Raw genomic sequence first — 20,544 nt, forward strand, 5'->3', positions numbered from 1 at the left:
ATCAGTTACCTCCCATGTATAGTTTAAGGACAACATCCTCTGCGCTTAGCACCTCACCCTCACCTGCTTCTACAGTTACAGGATTACCCTTGTAGAGAGGAGAACCTGTTGAGAAGGTGTCAGGGTCAATGACCACGTTGGACCAGATAGCCCTTGGCATGAATACATTTCCATCCATTACAGCATCTGTGCACTTTGTGAAAACTATGATGGAATGTTTTTCGTCCTTACTTGTTACTTTTACTTTTTCCGGGCTTCCAAGAGTTGCAAAATCACAAGGTGAGATCCAGCATACAGCACATTCCTGTCTGTAATCTTCTGTATATTTGTCACCGCCTTTTGCAAGCCTGCCCTCGTCAATGGTACTTCCTGTGTTAAGTAATACTTTCATCATCACACCTCACAGATCCATGTTTGCTGCCTGATTGACATAGAGTGTGCCTTTTGGCCTCTTTGTGATAGCATTGTCACCGAGGAACTTCTTGAAGTTACCAGGGCATTCTATATCATCGAACTTAAGGTCGCTTTCGTTTGTTACATATTCGAATCCAGGTGAGAACCTTTCGATGGTTCCGTTAACAACCATTGTACCGGCTGTCATCTCAGCAGCAACTGCGCGGATCGCATTTCCTTTTACAGCGATCAGACCGCCGTTCTGGCGAATACCACAGTAGTGACCGACATTTCCACCAACAACGATCTCTCCGCCGCTGATGCCGCCACCAAGGTTGTTGCTCACATTGCCATCGACGACGATGCGTCCACCGGACATTCCTACCCACTTTCCACGGTATGCGCAACCTACGTGGTCCTTAGCATTACCTTCGATGTGGAGGAGTCCGCCCTTCATCTCCATTCCTGCCCAGGAATCAGCGTCGCCTTTTACAAGGAGTTCGCCGCCTTCCATCTGGGAACCTACGTGCATACTTACAGATCCCTCAACGGTGATCTTGCCTGCTGTCATCTTTTCACCGATGCGCTTCACTCTGGAAGTGTCACCTTTGATGACAATAGAAGTGTCCTCTGCGGAACTTCCTGCATCACCCTCTACATCAAAGAAGGAAGAGAGTGGGAACTCTTTTGGTCCCTGCCATACCAGCAGAGACTCGATCTCACTTTTGTTTTTACCGGCGAATGTATCAGGAGTGATAACATCTGCCTCTATTTTGATACCGATCTCAGTATTTACTGTAAGAATAACTTCTGCCATGATATCACTGCTCCGTGTTTACCTTGATCGCTGTTGGGTTCACGAGGTACTTCTCAGGTGTTGGATAGTGGTTGAAACCGTGTGAATAATACCTGAACCATTCCTGCACATCCTTGAGCATTTCCTTCTCGTTTGCGTCCGGAACACTCGCATCGGTGTAATAGGTCCTCTTCTCAGGGATCATGGTGATCTCACCGTTGTGGCAGACGATCTGTCCGTCCTTGACGGTGTATTCAGCGGTGCTGAACTTGTTGATCAGGTCGGAGTATTCCCTTGTGTCGATCTTACTTGGATCAATATCGTAGATAGTAACATCACCGTCTGCACCGACACCGAAGCTACCCTTCCTGTGTGCCATACCAATGGTCTTTGATGTGTTAGCACGGGTCATGATAGCAATATCGTAAAGGGACATTTCCCTGTCGACCCCACCGAGTGTGCTTCTGTCGTTTGCCCACTTGTGGCATTCACTGAAAGTCTGGTCCCTGAACTTCTCGGACATCAACCAGCTCATAACGAGTGGGTATTTGGTGAACGGTCCACCGTTTGGACTGTCGGTTGTCATGATAGCCTTCCATGGATCATCGATCAGGAGGAGGCATTCAAGACCCATTGCCCACTGGGTACTGTGAACAGGGTTGCTCTTAAGGTATGTGAATGGACAGACACCTGAACCACATTCGAGTTCAACATCTGTGTTTGACCATTTGCCACCGGTAAGCACTGAGAGATCGTGGATGGAAGGACCATCACCAGTCATACATGTTGCTTCACCGAATGGTACACAACCACTGTCAATTACAATGTGGTCTGTGCTGTTGATGTAATCAGTAAGAGGTTTGACACCGGACTCAAAATCACGCCAGGATGTACCGCCAAATGCGTTGAACATCATGTGTGTGAGGTACACGGACTGGTCCCTGCTTGGGTCGAGCTTTGTCTCTGCCCATTCGACACCCATGTCCTGCTTTGCTTTCACACTTTTGGACATTTTCAGGGATTCCTTTGTTGTTTCAAAGTTTCCTGGATGACCAAGGTTGTTTGCGTGAAGGTGCATTGACATTGGCATACCGAGCATCTCATTGACCTCGGTAAGTCCATCGATCATCTCTCTTGGAGTTACCTCGAAGTGGATATTCGCTTCGTCAAGGGAAGATACGTTCTTACCCCATCCCCAGTTCTCAACACCAGCCGGGTTGACACATTTGATACCATAGGTCTTGTGTGTCTTCATCATCCAGGAGACGTATGCTGCTGCCTTTTCAATGTCGCCTTCCTTGAGGTAGCGCATCATGAACCAGTTGTTACCGAGAACAAGATATCCACCCATATCGAGCATTGGAATGGAGCGCATCTCTTCGTGTGTGTGGCGTGCTTCCATTGGAGGAACAGCTGCCTCGAAGACGGTTGTGTATCCCATCTGTGAGTATTCGTATCCTTCCATGTAGACAGATGGCACGGTCTCTCCTGATCCGGAGTGTGTAATGTCTGTCTTTGTCATGGTTGCCTTGTAACCATCCTCTGGACGCATCATCCTACCGACATTTACCTTTGCACCGGCAATGTGTGAGTGAGAGTCAACGCCACCAGGCATTACGGTCTTGCCTGTTGCATCAATGACCTTAGCATCTCTCATATCAGCATCTGAAAGCTCAGATACGACCTTACCGTTCTTGATGAAAATGTCCTGCTTGTCACCGTTCACTTCATTGAGCGGGTCATAGACAGATCCGTTTTTAATTACAATAGTTCCAGCCATTATTCCACCTCTCTCTTCTCAAGCCATATTGCGGATGTCGGGCAGATCAGTGCACAGGCACCACATGAGCCACATGCTTCCTGGTCGATGACCTTGATGCTACCGTTCCTTACCTCAAGCAATGGTTTCTCGTCAATATCGTTGAGTGCACCAGCTGCGAGGAACTTTGAGGAATTAGCATTGACAGGGCACATGATGACACAGTTACCACAACCAAGACATGCATCTTCGTCAGTCATGAGCACTGATGTCAGAACAGGTGTTGCTGAAGGCTTATTGACAAGTTTCTTCTCGAAGACGGCCTTCTTTTCCATAGCTGTAAGGATCTCGGTCTTCTGAACGTCAATAGCATCTACCGGACATGCGACTGCACATGCACCACAGTAGAGACATGCATCAGGACGCTGTGCGACCTTGTCAACCCTCTCACCAATATCCCATTCAGGATTGAAGAGTGCATTGCATGGACAAACATCCACACATGTGCGGCATGCCTGACAGACATCCTCGTCGCGCATCCATGTACCTGCAAAAGGCTTCTGGACTGTAATAGCATCTTTTGGACATACCTCAGCACACCATCCACAGTGTACACAGTCGTTGTTGTCGATGATCGTCTTACCATCTACGCGTGCACTGTTGTCATTTGAAAGCCATTGCTGGACCTCTATAGCACCCTGTGGACAGATCTGTTCACAAAGACCACAGTGAACACAGTCATCGTTAACAGTTGTTGGTGCGATAGTGCTGCAAAGGAAATTGTCGTTGCACACAGGCTTTCCATCTTCTCTCATCTCAAGAGCGCCTGTTGGGCATATCTTGGTACACATTCCACATGTAATGCAGTTGTCTCTTATGTCCAGGAAATCCTTGTTGATAAGTCCCCTGGCAACAGGTCCCACGGAACCTATGATCAGGGTGTCCTTAGGACAGACCATTGTACAGGTTCCACAACCAATGCACTTGTGTGGCATGTAGACCACTTGCTTGTTATCTTTTGTCGAAACCACTATTTCGTTCATCTAATCTACTCCGTAATTATTGCTCATGTCTGCATGCTTCACAAAGTGCTTCGCCTTCGTACCAGACAAAGCTCTCTCCACATTTGTCACAAAGCTTTACTTGCTTGCGTTTCTTGATCGGTACTTCGATCTCTGTAAAAGAATAAGAATAAATGTTCTCTCCCGCCTCAAGGACGATCGGAACAACTACCTCATGAGGTACTTTCTCAGTGTTCATGTACCATGCATAAAGCTTTGGATATGCCTTTGTCTTTTCAGGATCAAGATATATCCTGACAGCAGGCATTGTTTTCTCACCAGGCGCACCACGCTTGTTGACAGTAACAGCCATCTTTCCGTAATCCTTCACCTTAAGCCCCTTGTTTCCGGTGGTAGCACCTTCAAGGATCTGGAAAGGATCTGGAACACAGTTGTACGTCTCTGCTGTAGCGTAGATACGTTCACCTTCCTTAACATCAAGGAGTCTCTTTGACATATTGAGCATCTGCAGGCCAATAAGTGCCCCTGTGCTCAAATAGCCGTGGAAAGGAATGATCTTCTCCACCTGTAAAAATAGCTCTGGATCTTGTTCTTTAATCTGTTTTAGAATATTATCCATTTCATCATCCATATGAAGACCTCTTGAATATGAAAGTAGTGCATAGGATCGGCCGGATCCTTAACAGACAGTTCTATAGCACCGCCTGTAATGCTAAGGAACATAATGGTGAAAATTATATATAGTTTATCGTTGCCGGTAAAAACATGGCAGGGATGCTTAAATACTCAGGTTTGTTGAGTTGAATGAACGGCTTGCATAGATTAAAATGAAAAAATAAAGAAAATTAAAAAGATAGATTTTATGAAGAATGTTTAATACTGCTCTTTAAAAAATAACTCATTCCACAAGCTCAGCTATTCGATCCAGCAGACCCTTTGCAACTTTCTCACTCGCAGCATGCCTTACAGTGATCTTGCCACTCTTGTAAATAAGGACCATCATAGCACCGGACGTGAAACGGATAGCTCCAAGCTCCTCAGAACAACGCAAAAATTTGATCATTTCCCCTTCCTCTGTTTTCAGAGCTTCACATGCCTTTGCAATATCTATCTCATTGTCAAGCTGCGCTATCACATGCTGAATATCCGGACCACTCTTACAGGGAGTAATAGACCTTATTTCCATAGTTACCAAAAACCCGTTTTAAAAATTTAAATTAAAAATAAAAAAGTCAAAAAGAAACTATCAGGAGATGAAATCCACCGTGACGCTTTCAACATCCCAGAGAGCTTCCAGTTTCTCAACGATATCCTCTTTTATTGCAGCTGCAAACTGGTGATGGGACGGAAGGTCAAGCACTACACGCACATTACCTTCATCGACCGTGATCTTCATCACAAGTTCGGTTCTGATGATATCCAGGCCCTTGATAGGGTTCATCACATGTTTCAGGCGCCTTTTGACAACTTCCTCATCGGTTGTTTCTTTCTCAACGACCAGACCATGCTTTTCTTCATAGTCACGTATAGCGGACCTAAGACCTTCTACTGCCAGGACAGAACAATGCGCTTTGACCGCAGGAAGCCCTCCAAGTGCTTCTGCAGCCTCCTTCCATGTGATCTTCTTAGCATCCTCCAGGGTCTTTCCTTTTGCAAGGTCAGTAATAATAGAAGCTGTAGCAATGTTGGATGCACAACCATATGATTCGAAGGAAATATCTTCGATCACAAGGGTATCCGTATTCACTTTCAAGTAAACAGCAACCATATCCCCGCATGCTGCACTGCCTTCGAGACCCTTTCCATCCGGATCATCCATCTTGCCCACGTTATGCGGGTTTTTGAAATGCTCAAGTACCTCTTTACTATAAGGGAAATTCATATGACCACCTCTTGTATTTCTCGATATTGATTTACTCATCTGCTGACAGCGGGCTTATAGCCCTGAGATTAGCAACAACTTCCTTCAATGCATCAATAATAGCATCTGCATCTTCCATGGAATTAAACCTTCCGAAACTAAAACGCAATGAACCGTGGGCCCGCTCATGGTCGCCACCGATACCAAGTATCACATGGCTTGCCTCAAGGGAGCGACTGAAACATGCTGAACCCGTGCTCACGGCAAATCCCATCATATCCAGATGCAGTGTGATAGATTCACCTTCAACATAATGGAATGTCAGATTCGCGTTCTGTGGTAGCCTGCTTGTAGCACTGCCATTAAGCGTAACGCTGGATATCTCAGCTTGTACCCGCTCGATAATGTGATCCCTCATCGTTTTAAGCTGCTCATTCTCCTCAGGGGTTACCAGTTCGACCGCAGTTGCAAATCCTACAGCACCAGGAATGTTCTCAATGCCTGCTCGCAGGTCGAACTCCTGGAAGCCACCATCCATCCATTTATTGATAGGCGTACCTTCCCGGATATACAAACCACCAACCCCACGAGGACCGTGGATAGTATGTGCTGAGACCGTTACAAGATCAACAGGGATCTCGTTCACATCAAGTGGGATCCTTGTGAAACTGTGAGTTGCATCAGTATGCAGCAGGACTTCATTTTCTTTACAGATGTCTGCTATGGCCTTAATATCCTGCAATGTGCCGATCTCCTGATTTGCATGCTGGATAGATACTAATGCAGTCTGCGGAGTAATAGCAGCCTTAAGCATTTCAAGATCAAGAATTCCTTCACTGTCAACGTTTATGAAATCTACTTTATAGCCCTGCTTTTCAAGCATTTTCGCAGTATTCAATACGGAAAAATCTTCCAGCCGGGATACGATGAGGTGATCATCCTTCTTACCCTTCAATGCAGAAAGAACTCCCTTTATTGCCATGTTGCTCGATTCGGTGCTTCCCGAAGTGAACACTACCTCATTGGCATTTGCACCAAGAGCAGATGCAATTATCTTCCGGGACCTTTCAAGTCCTTCCTTGGAATCAATGCCCATTGAATAACCAAATTCAGAAGTAGCAACTGCATAAGTATCAAAAAAATACGGATTCATTGCCTCAAGTACCCTCTCATCCAGTCGGGTACTGGCAGCATTGTCAAGATATACTGTCTTATCGAACATCTGGCAAACACCTCTTTGATCAAATAAATATACAAATATTAAACTCACTCTGCACAGATATAACAGATGACTGCAACAAGCAGCCGTAGCAGAGAGTAAATGATATAGAGAGATTATATTGACAACTGTATAAAGCGTTAACTATTTACTGTAAAATTACAGCATAAAATAATAGGGAGAGGGATGGAACAACACAAGTTGCCCATCCACAAAATATTATCTGGATCTTACGATCTCTTCAGCGATCTTTGCAGCTTTTACACCGGACTCCAACATGCCACCGAAAGTAGGGCCCATTCTGGAAAGACCAAAACATGTAGCTGCGGCCATTCCTGTAACTACGAGTCCCGGGAAAAGCTCTGAAGTGTTGTTCACCACAGCATCTTCGGAATTATCAACATCCATTCCTAAGAAGCCTTTAAGGTCTACCAGACCACGGTTTGCAAGGGAGTTGGCTACGACTGCATCATGTCCTGTTGCATCAATAACGCATTTAGTCTCGATAGCCACCGGATCCACACAGGTTATGGCGCGTGGTAATGCCGATACAGGTGTCCAATTGGTAACAGCACCGCAAACACGTCCGTCCCTGAGAACAACATCATCGAACTTGTTCATGTTCAGCATAAAAGCACCTGCATCACAGGCAGCTGAGATCAACTTGGAACAGGCAGACGGTGCATCTGCAACATAGAGACCTTCCTTTATATTAGGTACTTCCTTGTAAGGAACACCAAGCTGGTCAAAGATCCTCTGTGCAGGTGCTCTTACTGTAACCTTGTTCATCAGGTACCCACCTAACCAGAAACCGCCACCAAAGTAATTGTTGCTCTCAAGCACAACGGTCTTTATACCCTTAGATGCAAGGTCCCTTGCTGCCACAAGACCACTTGGCCCTCCGCCAACAATGATCACATCACTTTCAATGTGATTAAGGAAATCTCCAAGGAATTCTTCAACTATCGAACGCGTAATATCTTTTTCAGTTGCTTGTGCGAATTGATTCATTTATTCACCTTTGTATAGAGATGATCGGTAAATTATCAGAAGAGGTAAGCCAATCTGGTTCACAAAATAAACCAAATGCTAAACCTTACGTCTTATTTCAAAGGCCGGAGTGAGAATCGAACTCACATACTCCGATCTGCAGTCGGACACATAACCACTCTGCCATCCAGCCAAGATGCGATTGTTCACTATTGTGAAGTCACAATCGTGAATATATGTCAATTCTATATATAGATTATGTTGTAAGCAACTTGAGAAGAAGGTAAACAAAGAACGAAAACAATTTTGTCAAAAGACCGAAGTGAGAATCAAATTCACATATTCCGATCTGCAGTCGGACGCATAACCACTCTAACATCCAGCCAATAGTTGTTTGTTTACCATTGTGAAGTCTTGATGATGAATATATGTCGATTCCATTTAGAAGTAATGAGCAAAAAAGGAGAAGAATAAGCCACAAGACAATATAATTTCAAGTACTATAACAAATATAATATTAAATTATAATGATTTATTTCACTTGCCTTTTAAGAATAGGAGTGTATTGAGTGGGCCTAAAAAATATTACACTTAGGCAAAAACTTACAGTGTATATTGCCATAGGAACATTTCTTGTATTCATTGCATCTACTTTTCTAATAATCTCAACTACAACATCCCAACATGAAGAACTCGCATACCAGCAATCTATAGAGACTGCAAGCAAATATGCCAATGAATTCAATGCGGACCAAGTTAAATATCGTGCAATTTCAAAGACAATTGCAGACACTATATTTGAAGATCGGACATGCGATCGGGAAGAAATTAATCTGATCCTGAAAGAGATACTCGTAAAAAATCCGGAACTTATTGGGACATACGTTTGTTTTGAACCTGATGCATATGATGGAAGAGACAGTGAATATGCAAATACGACAGGTCATGATTCCACTGGAAGATTTATTCCCTACTGGAATAAGCTGGACGGTAATATTAGTCTTGATCCTTTGAAAGATTATGAAGAACTTGACTACTACATGTTACCAAAATCTACAGGAAATTATGTTCTTACAGAACCATACTGGTACTCAGAAAAAATCATTATAAGTCACTCAACACCTATCTTCCACGAGGGACACTTCATTGGAATTGGAGGAGTTGATGTAACACTAAATGGCCTGGACGCAATCGTAAGCAATATTACAGTATTTCAGAATGGATATGCCATACTAAGCAGCAACCAGGGAGTTATTCTTTCACATCCAACCAAAAAAGAATGGATCGGTGAAAAAACACTTTACGATCTCAATGATGAACTTGCAAAGATGGCAGATGACATCAAAGAAGGAAAAAGTGGTCACATCGAAACAATAGATCCGGTTACCGGAAAGCAGGTTGTCGCATTTTATGAACCTACAAAAGAAGGTAACTACTCATTCATACTTGTAGTCCCAAAAGAGGACATGCTTGAAGGCGTCGTGGACCTGAGAAATGAGTTGATCACAATTTCCGTGATCGCAATATTGTTCATGGGATTAGTTGCATTCTTTACAGCAAACACTGTGAGCAAAAACATAGGAAACATCATCGATGATTTTAAAAATATTTCGGATTCCGCCTTAAACGGGGATTTTGATACTCGAGCAAACACCGATATAGATATTGATTTTAAACAGTTTACGATCGGATTGAATCATCTACTTGACAATCTCCAGCTCTCAAATGAACTTAATGAAGAGATGGGAAATATTATAGACCATAGTCCCGTGACCGTCTTTAAATGGAAGAATGAAAAAGGATGGCCGGTAGAACTCGTATCCGGAAACATAACTCAATTCGGATATGTTGCTGATGACTTCGTATCAAAATTCATAAATTATGCAGATATAATCCACCCAGGTGACCTTAAACGTGTTGAAGATACACTCTCAGAGAATATCATAAAGAGAATTCCGCATTTCATCAGCCAGTACAGGATAAGAACAAGATCAGGAGAGATCCGTTGGATTGAAGAACAGACACTTTTACGATTTGACAAAAATAATAATATAAACTACCTGCAGGGAATAATCGTTGATATATCAGAAAGAAAAAATGCTGAAGACCACGTAATAAAAGCAAAAATGGATGCTGAAGCCGCCAACCAGACCAAGAGCGAATTCCTTGCAAACATGAGTCACGAACTAAGAACACCACTTAATTCAATTATTGGTTTTTCAGACATAATGCTCGAAAAAATTGCAGGCCCCATTAATGAAAAGCAGGAGAAGTACATTGTCAATATACGGAACAGTGGAAAACACCTTCTAAACCTTATTAATGAGATCCTTGACCTTTCAAAGATCGAAGCCGGAAAAATGGAAGTTCATTATGAGCTCTTTTCTGTCAGAGAAGTTGCAACAGATATTGTAACCATCATAAAGCCACTTGCACTAAAAAAGAAAATTGAATTGAAGGTCGATATTGAAAAGGACATATCAACTATAAATGCAGACAAAACTAAATTCAAGCAGATACTGTACAACCTTCTAAGCAATGCGATCAAATTTACAGATGAAAACGGAAAAGTACACCTAACAGCAGCCTGTGAGGGTGATCAGCTGACGTTCAGCATTACTGATACAGGTATTGGGATATCACCGGAACATATCGAAAAGATATTCCAGCCATTCAGGCAGATCGATTCAGATAATTCCAGAAATTATCAGGGGACCGGACTTGGACTTGTTCTTGTCAAGAACTTTGTGGAACTACATGGCGGGAACATTCGTGTAAAAAGTAAAAAAGAAGCTGGAAGTACATTCACTTTCACCATACCGGTTGATGAGATGGGCGCTTCAGAAAAAGAACAGAATGACTAATGAAAGAAGAAACAGAATCGAAATAATTGCTTTTCGATAATTTCGAGATGAGGAAGACATCAATCTTCCGCAGGGCAGGCGCCCTCACCTCTTCTTAAATCCCTGCATATCCCACAGATCTTTGCAGGGACATTATCCACCTTGCCCTCCTGTATCTCAAGAGCAAGACGGGAAATCGATCCTTTTACATCGTCATCAAATTCTATACGGTAGCCTCGTTTTTTTGTCAGGTACTGAGATACGGCAGAAGGGGCCATTCCAAACATCTTTGCAACTTCTTTCTGTGAGATCCCGTTTTTTACAAGTTCCATTGCAAGCGCTGCACGGATAGCCGGGAGGATATCCCATACAACTGCCTGACAGGGAGTTTCCAGATTCATAATATCACTTACGCTATGCTATAACACATTACAATGCTATATAGCTTTCATAATATGGCTTTGTAACATATATATGTATTCACTATTGTGAAATTCTATAGAGTAAATAATATAAATAGAAGATGTTTGTAAAGATGTATCGATCTGGAAGTAGTTACTCTTATGTAGCTACATTACAGGTATAAGAGTTAAATAAAATATGATATTATATATTGTCAATTGATAAATAAAAGATATAGATCATAATCTCAAATAGTTAATCATTAAAAGAGGGGTCCCATGTTCAGGAAAGCTTTGATCATACTACTAATGGTGCTTTGCATATTGTCATTTACAGCATCTGCATATACGCTTGACGATATCGAATGGAAGTCTACAGAAACAGCCACACTACACTGGGGGCATAGTTTCGAAAATGGAGAAGCAAAAGATGATTCTTATGACACATATGTGATCAAAGCAGAGGATTTTTCAGTTGATGGTTTTGTATCCTTATCCTTGTCAAAAGATGGACAGCTCAAAGAAATCGCCTCCCTCGGCTTCGCTGACAGCTGGGATTACAGGGATGAAGAGAATGGCCAGGATGTTAAACTCGTCATCAAGGAACTAAAGACCAATGTCGATCAGTGGACCGGTAACATGGAAGACCCTACTGTGAAGATCGAAGTATACAGAAGAGGCGTTCCTGATTTTGACATTACCATCCAGACGGAAAAGAACGAGTATGATCCAAGGTCTCCGAGCAATCCAAAAGAAGTGGTAACTACCATCACTGTAAAAAATAAAGGATATGCAGAAGCAGAAGATGTTGAGGTCATCGTTGATCCTGCAGGAATGGAGCTAGCCGATGGAGATCTCAAGACCCACATAACAACATTAGCCACAGGCGAGACCTCTGAAATCATAGAGGTAGACCTTGAAGTGCCGCACCTTTGGGAAGAGACCGATCTTGATATAAATGTAACAGTGCGAGCCAAAGATATTAATGGTGACATCCACGAAGACAGTAAGGTAAAAGAAATAACTGTACTCCCAAAAGCTGAGCTTCTACTTACAAAATCCATTGCCGAAGAGCTCTACATGGATGAGACTGCATATGTTACAGTAGCCGTCCGCAATTATGGGATCTACACCATGGACTCAGTTACAATAAAAGACACTGTACTTTCCAGCATGGAACTTAAAGACAGTGTAACACTTGAGAAAACGGTGTCATTCAAGCCAGGAGAAACCATTGAAGTATTCACCTATGCACTAAAACCCATCAAACCTGGAAGTTACACATCACCTAAAGCAGTTGCAACATTCTCAGCTTCTAATGGTAAAACCTACACATATGAATCAGAAGATCCAAAAATAGAGATAAATGGACCTTACATCACCCTAACCCAGAGCATAGACAAAACAAAAGTAGAGCCAGGAACCGAGGTTAAAGTCACTGTAACAGCAAAGAACGAAGGTAACAGGGATGCGAGCACCAGAGTATCTTCTACTGATTTCCCGGAAGGCACCAGTTTTGTGAGTGGTGAAACTGCCTATGATAAGGTACTGGGAAAAGGTGAATCCGGAAGCTATTCATACATTCTGAAGATGAATGATGAAGGAACCTTCAAACTTTCACCTGCAACTGCAACTTTTATAGATATGGAAAGCTACAAAGGTGAAAAGATATCGAACATGCCTGAAATAACAGTCGAAATTCCGGAACCTGAGGAAAGCTCAACATCATCAAGTACAAGTAACCCATCGAACGAAGATAGTTCACAAGCAGGAACTGAATCAAATGAAGAGGTCGTGGAACCTGGCTTTGAATCGATCTTCGCAATTGCAGCGCTTGCTGGTGTCTATCTGGCAATAAGAAGGAGAAAATAAATCGATCATGCGTGTGAGAATACAAATCTGCCTGATCATTTTATTTGTCACATTCCTATGTGTAAATACAGCCATCGCCTCGTCCGATGAGGATACGAACTGGAACGAATCGGCTAACTATACCCTTTACTGGGGAGATAGTATAGAGGTAGATGGCTTTTTGATCAAGGCGAACGATTTCTCAAAAGCAAGACCTTTCGATATTGATACAGATTACGTAATGCTTACCATCAACTCCGATGAATCGAAAGAATGGACTGCCCTGCTCTCGGTCAACAACAGCCAGATACCCAACACCAAGATCTTTGGTGAAAGACTGAACATAACTGCTTTTGAAATCATTACGGGAAATGATATTCCGGCACCATATACAAAAATAGAGGTTTCTACACTTAACGTTACAGAGGAAGAGATGGATAGCTGGATCAATAACACCATCTCTGTGACCAAGACAAAGTACAAAGATACCTACATTGATGAAAGGGTCTTCATTGCAATCCAGATAAACAATCTTCGGAACCTTGAATTTCAGAGTGTCCTGATAAACGAAACGTTACCTGAAAATATTCTAATAGACCCTGATATCAATGTGGACCAAACGATCAATATAAGCCCATATTCAAAAAACACTATTCAGTATTCTGTCAAAGCATTACGTCCTGGAAACTACACCATCCCACCAACTGAGATCGAAATTACAGACAATGGGATAAAGTATTACCAATACACCAACTCAACAGAACTGGTTGTATACGGACCATACATCAATGCTACAAAGACAGTCACAGTTGATGGAAATAATCCACAAATTTATGATATTACTATAAAAGTTAAAAATGAAGGTAATCGTGCAGCATATCTAGAGATCAAAGATGAAATGTTGCCAAATTCAGTTCTTATGGAAGGAAAAACAGCAACTGAGATGGTCATTTTCCCTGATAAAGTCAAAACCCTGGAGTATTCCATAAGGATAGAGGATATTAAAGTAAATCCAATAGTTCCTTCGGCAGAAGTATACTTCTCAGATTCAAAAGGATATTCTGACACTTTGAAAACGAAAAGATTCTACTTATTCGAAGAAGGAGAAGAAGTACCAGATCCCATTGAAGAAATGCCGGAAGATGATCTGGAGACAGAAGTTTCTGAAAACATCACTGAAAGTGATGGAGAGGACATTGAATACCCTTCATTCGGACGTATTCGATCTGTAAAGGACATCATCGATAACACGATGAGAATAATTAATGAAGCGCTTGAATACAAATGAGTATTCATCTTCCATATAGAACGAAATCTTTTTAGCCATCTCAATAGTTTAAGGCTACAGGAATGAGACATGAAAAAAGAACAAGGATTTGAAAAAGCTAAGTTCGAGATAATACTTTCGGGAAGATCAAATGTTGGAAAATCGTCCATCATACGAGAGCTTACAGGTAAAAAAGTGAAGATTGGTAAACGCCCGGGAGTTACATTAAAGCCTGCCCATAGCCTGCGTTCTGATCTGTTAATTACAGATCTTCCCGGATTCGGATTCATGAGCGGGGTCAAAGATCGAAAGCAGGACATCGTGAAGGACCAGATCGTACGTTACATAGAGGATAATGCCGACAGAATAAAGATAGCAGTCCTTGTCACTGATGCAGTTTCATTCATAGATGTGGTCGAACGCTGGGAAAGCCGTAATCAGATACCTATTGACATCGAAATGTTCGATCTTTTCAATGAACTTGGATTTGATACCATTGTTGCCATAAACAAGATGGATCGGATAAAAGACGTAGAACAGCAAGAGAGACTTGATGGCATCGTTGAAAAACTTGGCCTGACCCCACCCTGGAACCAGTGGAATTACATAATTGCTCCAACAAGTGCAAAAAAAGGAGATGTCAAAACACTTAAAGGGCTACTCCGAAAGCGTCTTCACGATATTAAAAGAGATGACCTTTTCAAATACATCTGAGATAATTATCAATTAAATATGATACAACTATGAGCTAACTATAGGTAAATGAAATTAAGCTTCACTTACCTACAATTTAATTAGATCCATAACTTACTTACATTTTATTTTACCTTACGCGGAACACGGCACCGATATCAAGTGCTATCTTTTCACATTTTTTAATATCGATGTCATTAAAGCCCACAACGGTCATACGGGTATGAATACCCGCCGCAATGGAATCTCTTGCAAAATCCAGCATAGCATTATAGGAACCCTCAAAAGCAGGCCGGCAGATCTCATTATATTTGCTCTCAGATTCTGCATTAAGGCTCACAGACACCTCATCAAGGCCCGCTTCCTTCAACTCTGCCACAACATTCCTTTCAGGATAGATCAACTGTGCATGACCATTGGTATCAAGCCTTACCTTTACGCCACGTTCCTTGAGCCAATGAGTGACCTCCAGAAGAACATCAAAACGGAGCGTTGCCTCGCCGAACCCTGTAAATACTACTTCCCGATATTTACCCAGATCAAGAGACTCGAGCTTTTCTAATATTTCCTCAACAGAGGGTTCTTTTTTGAGGCGCAGATCGTAACCATAAACTCCATCTGAAACATCACGTATGCAGAAAACACAACTTGCACTGCATCTGTTAGTTATGTTAAGGTACAGGTTGTCATGCCCTTCGTAGCAAAGTGTACCAACATTCTCAAGATTCCCATCAAATTCGTTTTCTGTCATTTACAACCTCTTATGTTTACATTATTGTCTTCCCAGTAACCTGACCCCATAACAGGATATTTTTCATATGGAACATTCGGCGAAAGGAAATACATGTCTGCTTTAGAGCCATTGTCCAACAAAACATCCTCCCTGAAGAACCACTACCCTTCAAGATCATCGATGATATCTAACGTTTCACTATCCACGTTAAAAAGTTCACCGGAGATCCTTGATTCAGGTTCACTCATCACCACTCCGGGAAACTCATTCATGTCAAGCATACGAAATCTTTCCTTTGTATAGTTCTTAGATACAAGAACAGAATCACCAAGCAGATGATGATTACAATATCCACATTTCAAAGTGCCGTAAACAAATAAAAGGCTCATTTTACCCACCCAGATGCCTATTTTTCTGTTTTATTTTTCATAATACATCCAAGCACCACGATTAAACGACTATATACATAGATAGAGGATTTATACTAAACGCCTTGTAACCACATTTTGACATGGTCAAAAATTATCGATCACAAGCTCAAAAAGCATTGCATAAAGTGACTATTTCACCAAAGCCCTAATTGAATGTTTATATGATTTTGCACAGATTTAGACTTCAAACCCATCTTTATGTGAGAACTATGGATCCCAAACTATTTGAATGATATGAAAATATATAAAAATCAATATGCATCAACCTACCGCAAAGAGTTTTAGGTAGAAACTCTTACTTTTATAAGGGTGGGAGATAAAGGTGGATTTCCCCAGGTTGATCTTGCATCACCACACATTCACTCCGGAAAAACCACTCCAAATACCCGTATATCCTCCATGAAAAACTTCCCCATCCTCTCACCCATCCACTTGAAGTAAAGAACGCTTATTTTATTCCAAAGTTCATCTTGATGAGGCCTTTCCTGACAGCATCCGGCAACTGCCCGCACTGTAGCGCCTTCATATGTTCAGGATCGATCATTTTGATCGCTGCAGACATCATTGAATCGGAGCGCATGAGGTTATCCATCAGCTTTCTCACATAGACCGCGGTCTTGATCTCAAGTCCCATCTCCCTTCTCCAGCGCTCATCATAATCTGTCAGCTTGCATTTGCCCTCAAGGAAATCAACGGCAGTCTGACCAGCTATTTTTCCACCGACCATTGCAGTAGATATGCCTCCACCATTGGTAGCTATGATGTGGCCGGCAGCATCACCGGCAACCAGCGTATCCTTTGTAGAGGTCACTTTAGGAGCACCACCAACAGGCACAAGCCCGGAAACAACGGAAATGATAGAACCGCCAGTCAGTTTTTTACTGGCAATTGGGTGCTCATACATGAACCTTTCAAGATAATCCCTTGCAGACATGCCATTCCTGAAAAGGACTTCCCTGATACCCACACCTATATTAGCAGTATCGCCTCCCTGTGAGATCACCCAGGCATAGCCGCCGGGAACATAATCTTTTCCAAAGTACATCTCTACAGCATCCCGGTCAACATCCACACCGCTTACCTCATACTCAAATGCTGTACCTGTACCCATTGGATCAGGATCACGCACAAGTCCCTTTGCTTTACCAACGATCGAATTAGGACCATCCGCACCAATGAGAACTTTTCCATGGATCGTATGTTCGCCGAAAACACCATCTACCTCAACTGTCGTACCGTTTACCTCAAGGACATTGGTACCTGCCATGAGTTGTGCTCCGGATTTGCCTGCCTCCTTTGCAAGGTACTTGTCAAACCTGCGCCTGTCGATCGCATCAGCATCGACCTCAAATTCCTTGGAATTACCATTGGGAGCGATAAAGCGCTGTACACTGCTTGAAGCATGGATACAGTCCGAAGGTATGGACTCAAGAGTAAAGGGAAGCTCAGCATTTGGAACAAGCTCCTGCAAAGTATCAAGATGAGGAAGGAAACCACCACATTGGAGTGGTATACCAATATCCTTCTTTTTATCTATGAGAAGTACGGATGCACCTGCCTGAGCTGCATAGGTTGCAGCTGTAGAACCGGCAGGCCCTGCACCGACAATGATCAGATCATATGAGTTTTCAGGCGTCATGGGAATGTGTTCTATAAGAGTAATATATTATAAATCTGTTTCAGCGATCAATCCACCAAATGTTAGTGAGTGATTGAAGTACTCAGCTAAACCAGTAAGTAAGTAAGTAAGTAAGTAGGAAAAATAGATCAGTAAATAAGAGGATGAAATTAGAAAAACCAGGGAAATAAGTAGGAAATTAGAAAAAAACGTTGTGTAAAGAATAATTTGATCTATCCTTCACATCAAAAAAGAAGCTGAGAAATTAGTCAGCTACTTCACCGAAAGCGAACTTGCGCATTACTTTGGTGACCTTGATAGTCACTTCATCGCCAACGGAGGTGGCAGGTACAAAGATGACAAAACCGCTTACTCTTGCGATGCCGTCTCCTTCCTTTGCAATATCTTCAATTGTTACGTCGTATGTTTCGCCAGCTTCTACTGGAGCAGTTGATTCCATGTTGTTGAACAAATATTTCACATCCTTTTTGTGATGCTTGAAAGGACTAACTAAGCTGAAAAACATAATGGAAAAAGAAGCACATACTTGAGTAAATACCACCTAATACCTTACGTTCGAAGCAAAAAGTTATACTTTAAAGCATTAATTAAATTGCATGGATGGGATATAAGGATTCTGGTCTAAAAAAACGTAAAGGAAGACATCGGAATTAATAGCCGCCGCCTACCTGCAAAAGTTCGAAATCCATCTCATCCGGAACCTCTGCCTTGAAAACAAAGACATTACACCTCAGATTCCTTGCCTCTGTAATAGCACGCTTCTGGGTGTCCGTGATCTGACCATCAGAAGTAGCGATGCAGAACATCTTCCTGTCATTGTTACTAACAAGGAAATCAAAGTCATCTGAATAAGCTTTCAGGAAATCCACAAACGTTTTGAGCTCATCCCATTTACTGCATAGGTGAATATTCTTTGATGCAGAGTTCTCCACATACCAGTCCTTGCTCATATAAGGATAAGCATTATACTGGTCTTCGAGCTCTTCAAAGCTCTTGTAGATCCGACCCACATCACGCCTGAGACTTATCCATTTCCAGCCCTGATCTGCAAAGTATCTTGCTGCCAGTATCTCAACAATTGCTTCTTTATCGTTAATTTCCAGTTTCATCATAACACCTAAAGATCAAAGATCATCATCCTGCGAATAGCTCCTTCCAAGACGAAGAGCTATTTCAGCTTTTTCAAGTTCACATCCGAGATAGGATGCATGGTCCACCTTTGATATGAGCTTCATCTTCATAATAGTGTCCATTATATCTCTTGCATTCTGCCCCACGATCGTTGCTTTTTCATGTTGTGCGACAATAACGCCACCATCATCATCTGCAGCTGTACCTATCCTGAAAGGACCTAACGGGTCAAGTTCCCATCCGGCAAACTTCTGCGCCATGACATATTTTTCCGGAACTTCAACATCCGGACGCCTTCGTTTTTCTTTAAGGCATAGAAGATCGATCCCCAGGTCCTTTGGAGAGCTTTCCCTTTCCTTTGCAAGGGCCATCATCTTTGCTGCTGTATTAAGTTCACTTATGGAACCACGTGTTTTCTCACTGAACTCAGGCGTGAACAAAATGCATGAACCCACATCTGCAGCAATTCCACAAAGGGTTGCATTGACCCCTACAGAATCAGCATCAATGAGCTCAGTTACATTCCCAGCCCCGAAGAACACAGGAACGTCAGGATACTCTTCATGGAATCTGGAATACCTTACGATCGATCTTGAGATGCCATGTCCTATGGGATCAAGCACAGGATCGGCAATAATATTACTAATTCCTGCTGATCTGGCTGCATCGATGTTTTTTAAAAGGCTTCCTAAGCCTCCCCCTGCATCCGGAATTATGACTGCTGCAACTCCTGCACGAGCAACATCCCCTGCTACTTCATCAATGTTACTGGAATTCAGGCTCAACACAAGATCGACACCCTCAGCCAGTGCAGCTTTAATTAACTCCGATCCAAGCGTGTCAATGCTTATAGGAACAGTGGATACTTTACGAGCCACACGCACAGCCCTCTTTACATCTTCTGAAGATGCAGTGAGTGATGCACCAAGATCTATAATGTCAGCACCTTTTTTGATGAACGAAGTGATCCTGTTAGAAAGTGTTTCCTCATCAAGGCCAGTTGCATTCACAACCTCGGCCATAACCTTCATTCGGGAATCGCCACCAAGCTTCACATTTATAAGGTTCATAAGCGGTTCAGCATTTTCCTCGATCCCATCAAGGGTTTCAAGGGCAATATCCCTCCATACATCGGAGAGAAGTTCGCATGCAGGAACCTCCAGCGAGAATTCCATCTCGTCGACAAATCGAAGTACGCTACTGAGATCATAAGCATGTTTGGGACCAAGGAAGATCTTGCACCCCAGCTCCTTTGCAACAAGTGAAAAATCTCCGGTACAAAAACCCGGTATAAAGATCACATCATACTTCTTCTGCTGCATTTTAAGGGCAGAGAGCAACCTGTGAGGAGTAAGAAATGCGGCTACTTCAATATCCAGAACAAGAACATCGGCATTATCAACTACAGAGTAACGTACAGTTTTCTCTGCAAGCTTACCGGTTGCGACCAGAATTTCCATGACCTAAGATTAGCTGCATTATAAAAAAGAATATCTATTGCAAGAAAAGCAGATC

The 20,544-nt window shown here is 42.5% G+C and carries 20 protein-coding genes and 1 tRNA gene; 4 read left to right on the forward strand and 17 right to left on the reverse strand.

The features are described 5' to 3' along the window. Position 1: 1 nt before the first annotated feature. The 10 genes from E7X57_RS12670 to E7X57_RS08145 form a co-directional block, all read right to left on the reverse strand. Positions 2-391, reverse strand: coding sequence for a molybdopterin dinucleotide binding domain-containing protein (locus tag E7X57_RS12670; protein WP_210409048.1), 390 nt, complete (start codon positions 389-391; stop codon positions 2-4). Between the two features lie 9 nt (positions 392-400). Next, entirely contained in the window at positions 401-1,210 is an 810-nt protein-coding gene (locus E7X57_RS08105; RefSeq protein WP_210409049.1) for a formylmethanofuran dehydrogenase subunit C, read from the reverse strand. 4 nt (positions 1,211-1,214) lie between these two features. Continuing rightward, positions 1,215-2,969, reverse strand: a complete 1,755-nt coding sequence (locus E7X57_RS08110) for a formylmethanofuran dehydrogenase subunit A (RefSeq protein ID WP_135612455.1) — start codon at positions 2,967-2,969, stop codon at positions 1,215-1,217. Then, entirely contained in the window at positions 2,969-3,991 is a 1,023-nt protein-coding gene (locus E7X57_RS08115; protein WP_135612457.1) for a 4Fe-4S binding protein, read from the reverse strand. Before E7X57_RS08115 ends, E7X57_RS08110 begins: the two co-directional genes overlap by 1 nt. Positions 3,992-4,007: 16 nt before the next feature. Then, entirely contained in the window at positions 4,008-4,601 is a 594-nt protein-coding gene (locus E7X57_RS08120) for an FmdE family protein (protein ID WP_135612459.1), read from the reverse strand. 267 nt (positions 4,602-4,868) lie between these two features. Further along, positions 4,869-5,156, reverse strand: a complete 288-nt coding sequence (locus E7X57_RS08125) for a hypothetical protein (RefSeq protein ID WP_135612461.1) — start codon at positions 5,154-5,156, stop codon at positions 4,869-4,871. A gap of 60 nt (positions 5,157-5,216) precedes the next feature. Then, entirely contained in the window at positions 5,217-5,852 is a 636-nt protein-coding gene (locus E7X57_RS08130; protein WP_135612463.1) for an iron-sulfur cluster assembly scaffold protein, read from the reverse strand. Between the two features lie 31 nt (positions 5,853-5,883). Beyond that, entirely contained in the window at positions 5,884-7,053 is a 1,170-nt protein-coding gene (locus E7X57_RS08135; protein WP_135612465.1) for a cysteine desulfurase family protein, read from the reverse strand. Positions 7,054-7,269: 216 nt separating this feature from the next. Next, entirely contained in the window at positions 7,270-8,061 is a 792-nt protein-coding gene (locus E7X57_RS08140) for a sulfide-dependent adenosine diphosphate thiazole synthase (protein ID WP_135612467.1), read from the reverse strand. 101 nt (positions 8,062-8,162) lie between these two features. Next, positions 8,163-8,233 (reverse strand) — tRNA-Cys (locus E7X57_RS08145). 376 nt (positions 8,234-8,609) lie between these two features. Between E7X57_RS08145 and E7X57_RS08150 the strand changes: the two genes are divergently transcribed. After that, positions 8,610-10,904, forward strand: coding sequence for an ATP-binding protein (locus E7X57_RS08150; protein WP_244603647.1), 2,295 nt, complete (start codon positions 8,610-8,612; stop codon positions 10,902-10,904). A 59-nt stretch (positions 10,905-10,963) separates the two neighbouring features. On the opposite strand, the gene E7X57_RS08155 is transcribed toward E7X57_RS08150, so the two are convergent. Then, positions 10,964-11,284, reverse strand: a complete 321-nt coding sequence (locus E7X57_RS08155) for a transcriptional regulator (protein ID WP_135612469.1) — start codon at positions 11,282-11,284, stop codon at positions 10,964-10,966. Between the two features lie 279 nt (positions 11,285-11,563). On the opposite strand from E7X57_RS08155, the gene E7X57_RS08160 reads away from it, so the two are divergent. From E7X57_RS08160 to engB, 3 genes are all read left to right on the forward strand, one after another. Then, the gene (locus E7X57_RS08160) at positions 11,564-13,156 is read left to right on the forward strand and encodes a BatD family protein (RefSeq protein ID WP_135612471.1); all 1,593 of its coding nucleotides are present in this window, start codon (positions 11,564-11,566) and stop codon (positions 13,154-13,156) included. A gap of 7 nt (positions 13,157-13,163) precedes the next feature. After that, positions 13,164-14,423, forward strand: coding sequence for a hypothetical protein (locus E7X57_RS08165; protein ID WP_135612474.1), 1,260 nt, complete (start codon positions 13,164-13,166; stop codon positions 14,421-14,423). Between the two features lie 69 nt (positions 14,424-14,492). Beyond that, the gene (engB, locus tag E7X57_RS08170) at positions 14,493-15,116 is read left to right on the forward strand and encodes a GTP-binding protein EngB (RefSeq protein WP_135612476.1); all 624 of its coding nucleotides are present in this window, start codon (positions 14,493-14,495) and stop codon (positions 15,114-15,116) included. Between the two features lie 109 nt (positions 15,117-15,225). On the opposite strand, the gene E7X57_RS08175 is transcribed toward engB, so the two are convergent. The 6 genes from E7X57_RS08175 to E7X57_RS08200 all read right to left on the reverse strand — a co-directional run bounded on the left by E7X57_RS08175 (position 15,226) and on the right by E7X57_RS08200 (position 20,489). Further along, positions 15,226-15,846, reverse strand: a complete 621-nt coding sequence (locus tag E7X57_RS08175) for a TatD family nuclease-associated radical SAM protein (RefSeq protein WP_135612478.1) — start codon at positions 15,844-15,846, stop codon at positions 15,226-15,228. Positions 15,847-15,989: 143 nt separating this feature from the next. Beyond that, positions 15,990-16,217: a gamma-glutamylcyclotransferase gene (locus tag E7X57_RS08180; RefSeq protein WP_135612480.1), complete on the reverse strand. Its 228-nt coding sequence runs from the start codon at positions 16,215-16,217 to the stop codon at positions 15,990-15,992. 490 nt (positions 16,218-16,707) lie between these two features. Continuing rightward, entirely contained in the window at positions 16,708-17,898 is a 1,191-nt protein-coding gene (locus tag E7X57_RS08185) for a geranylgeranyl reductase family protein (RefSeq protein WP_135612482.1), read from the reverse strand. A 244-nt stretch (positions 17,899-18,142) separates the two neighbouring features. Then, a complete protein-coding gene (locus E7X57_RS08190) occupies positions 18,143-18,337 on the reverse strand; it encodes a TRAM domain-containing protein (protein WP_135612484.1) in 195 nt (64 codons plus the stop codon). 211 nt (positions 18,338-18,548) lie between these two features. After that, the gene (locus E7X57_RS08195; protein WP_135612486.1) at positions 18,549-19,007 is read right to left on the reverse strand and encodes a hypothetical protein; all 459 of its coding nucleotides are present in this window, start codon (positions 19,005-19,007) and stop codon (positions 18,549-18,551) included. Positions 19,008-19,022: 15 nt separating this feature from the next. Then, entirely contained in the window at positions 19,023-20,489 is a 1,467-nt protein-coding gene (locus tag E7X57_RS08200; protein WP_135612488.1) for a dihydropteroate synthase-like protein, read from the reverse strand. Positions 20,490-20,544: the final 55 nt, after the last annotated feature.

The sequence above is a fragment of the Methanococcoides sp. AM1 genome, from assembly GCF_900774055.1.
Taxonomy (GTDB): Archaea; Halobacteriota; Methanosarcinia; order Methanosarcinales; family Methanosarcinaceae; genus Methanococcoides.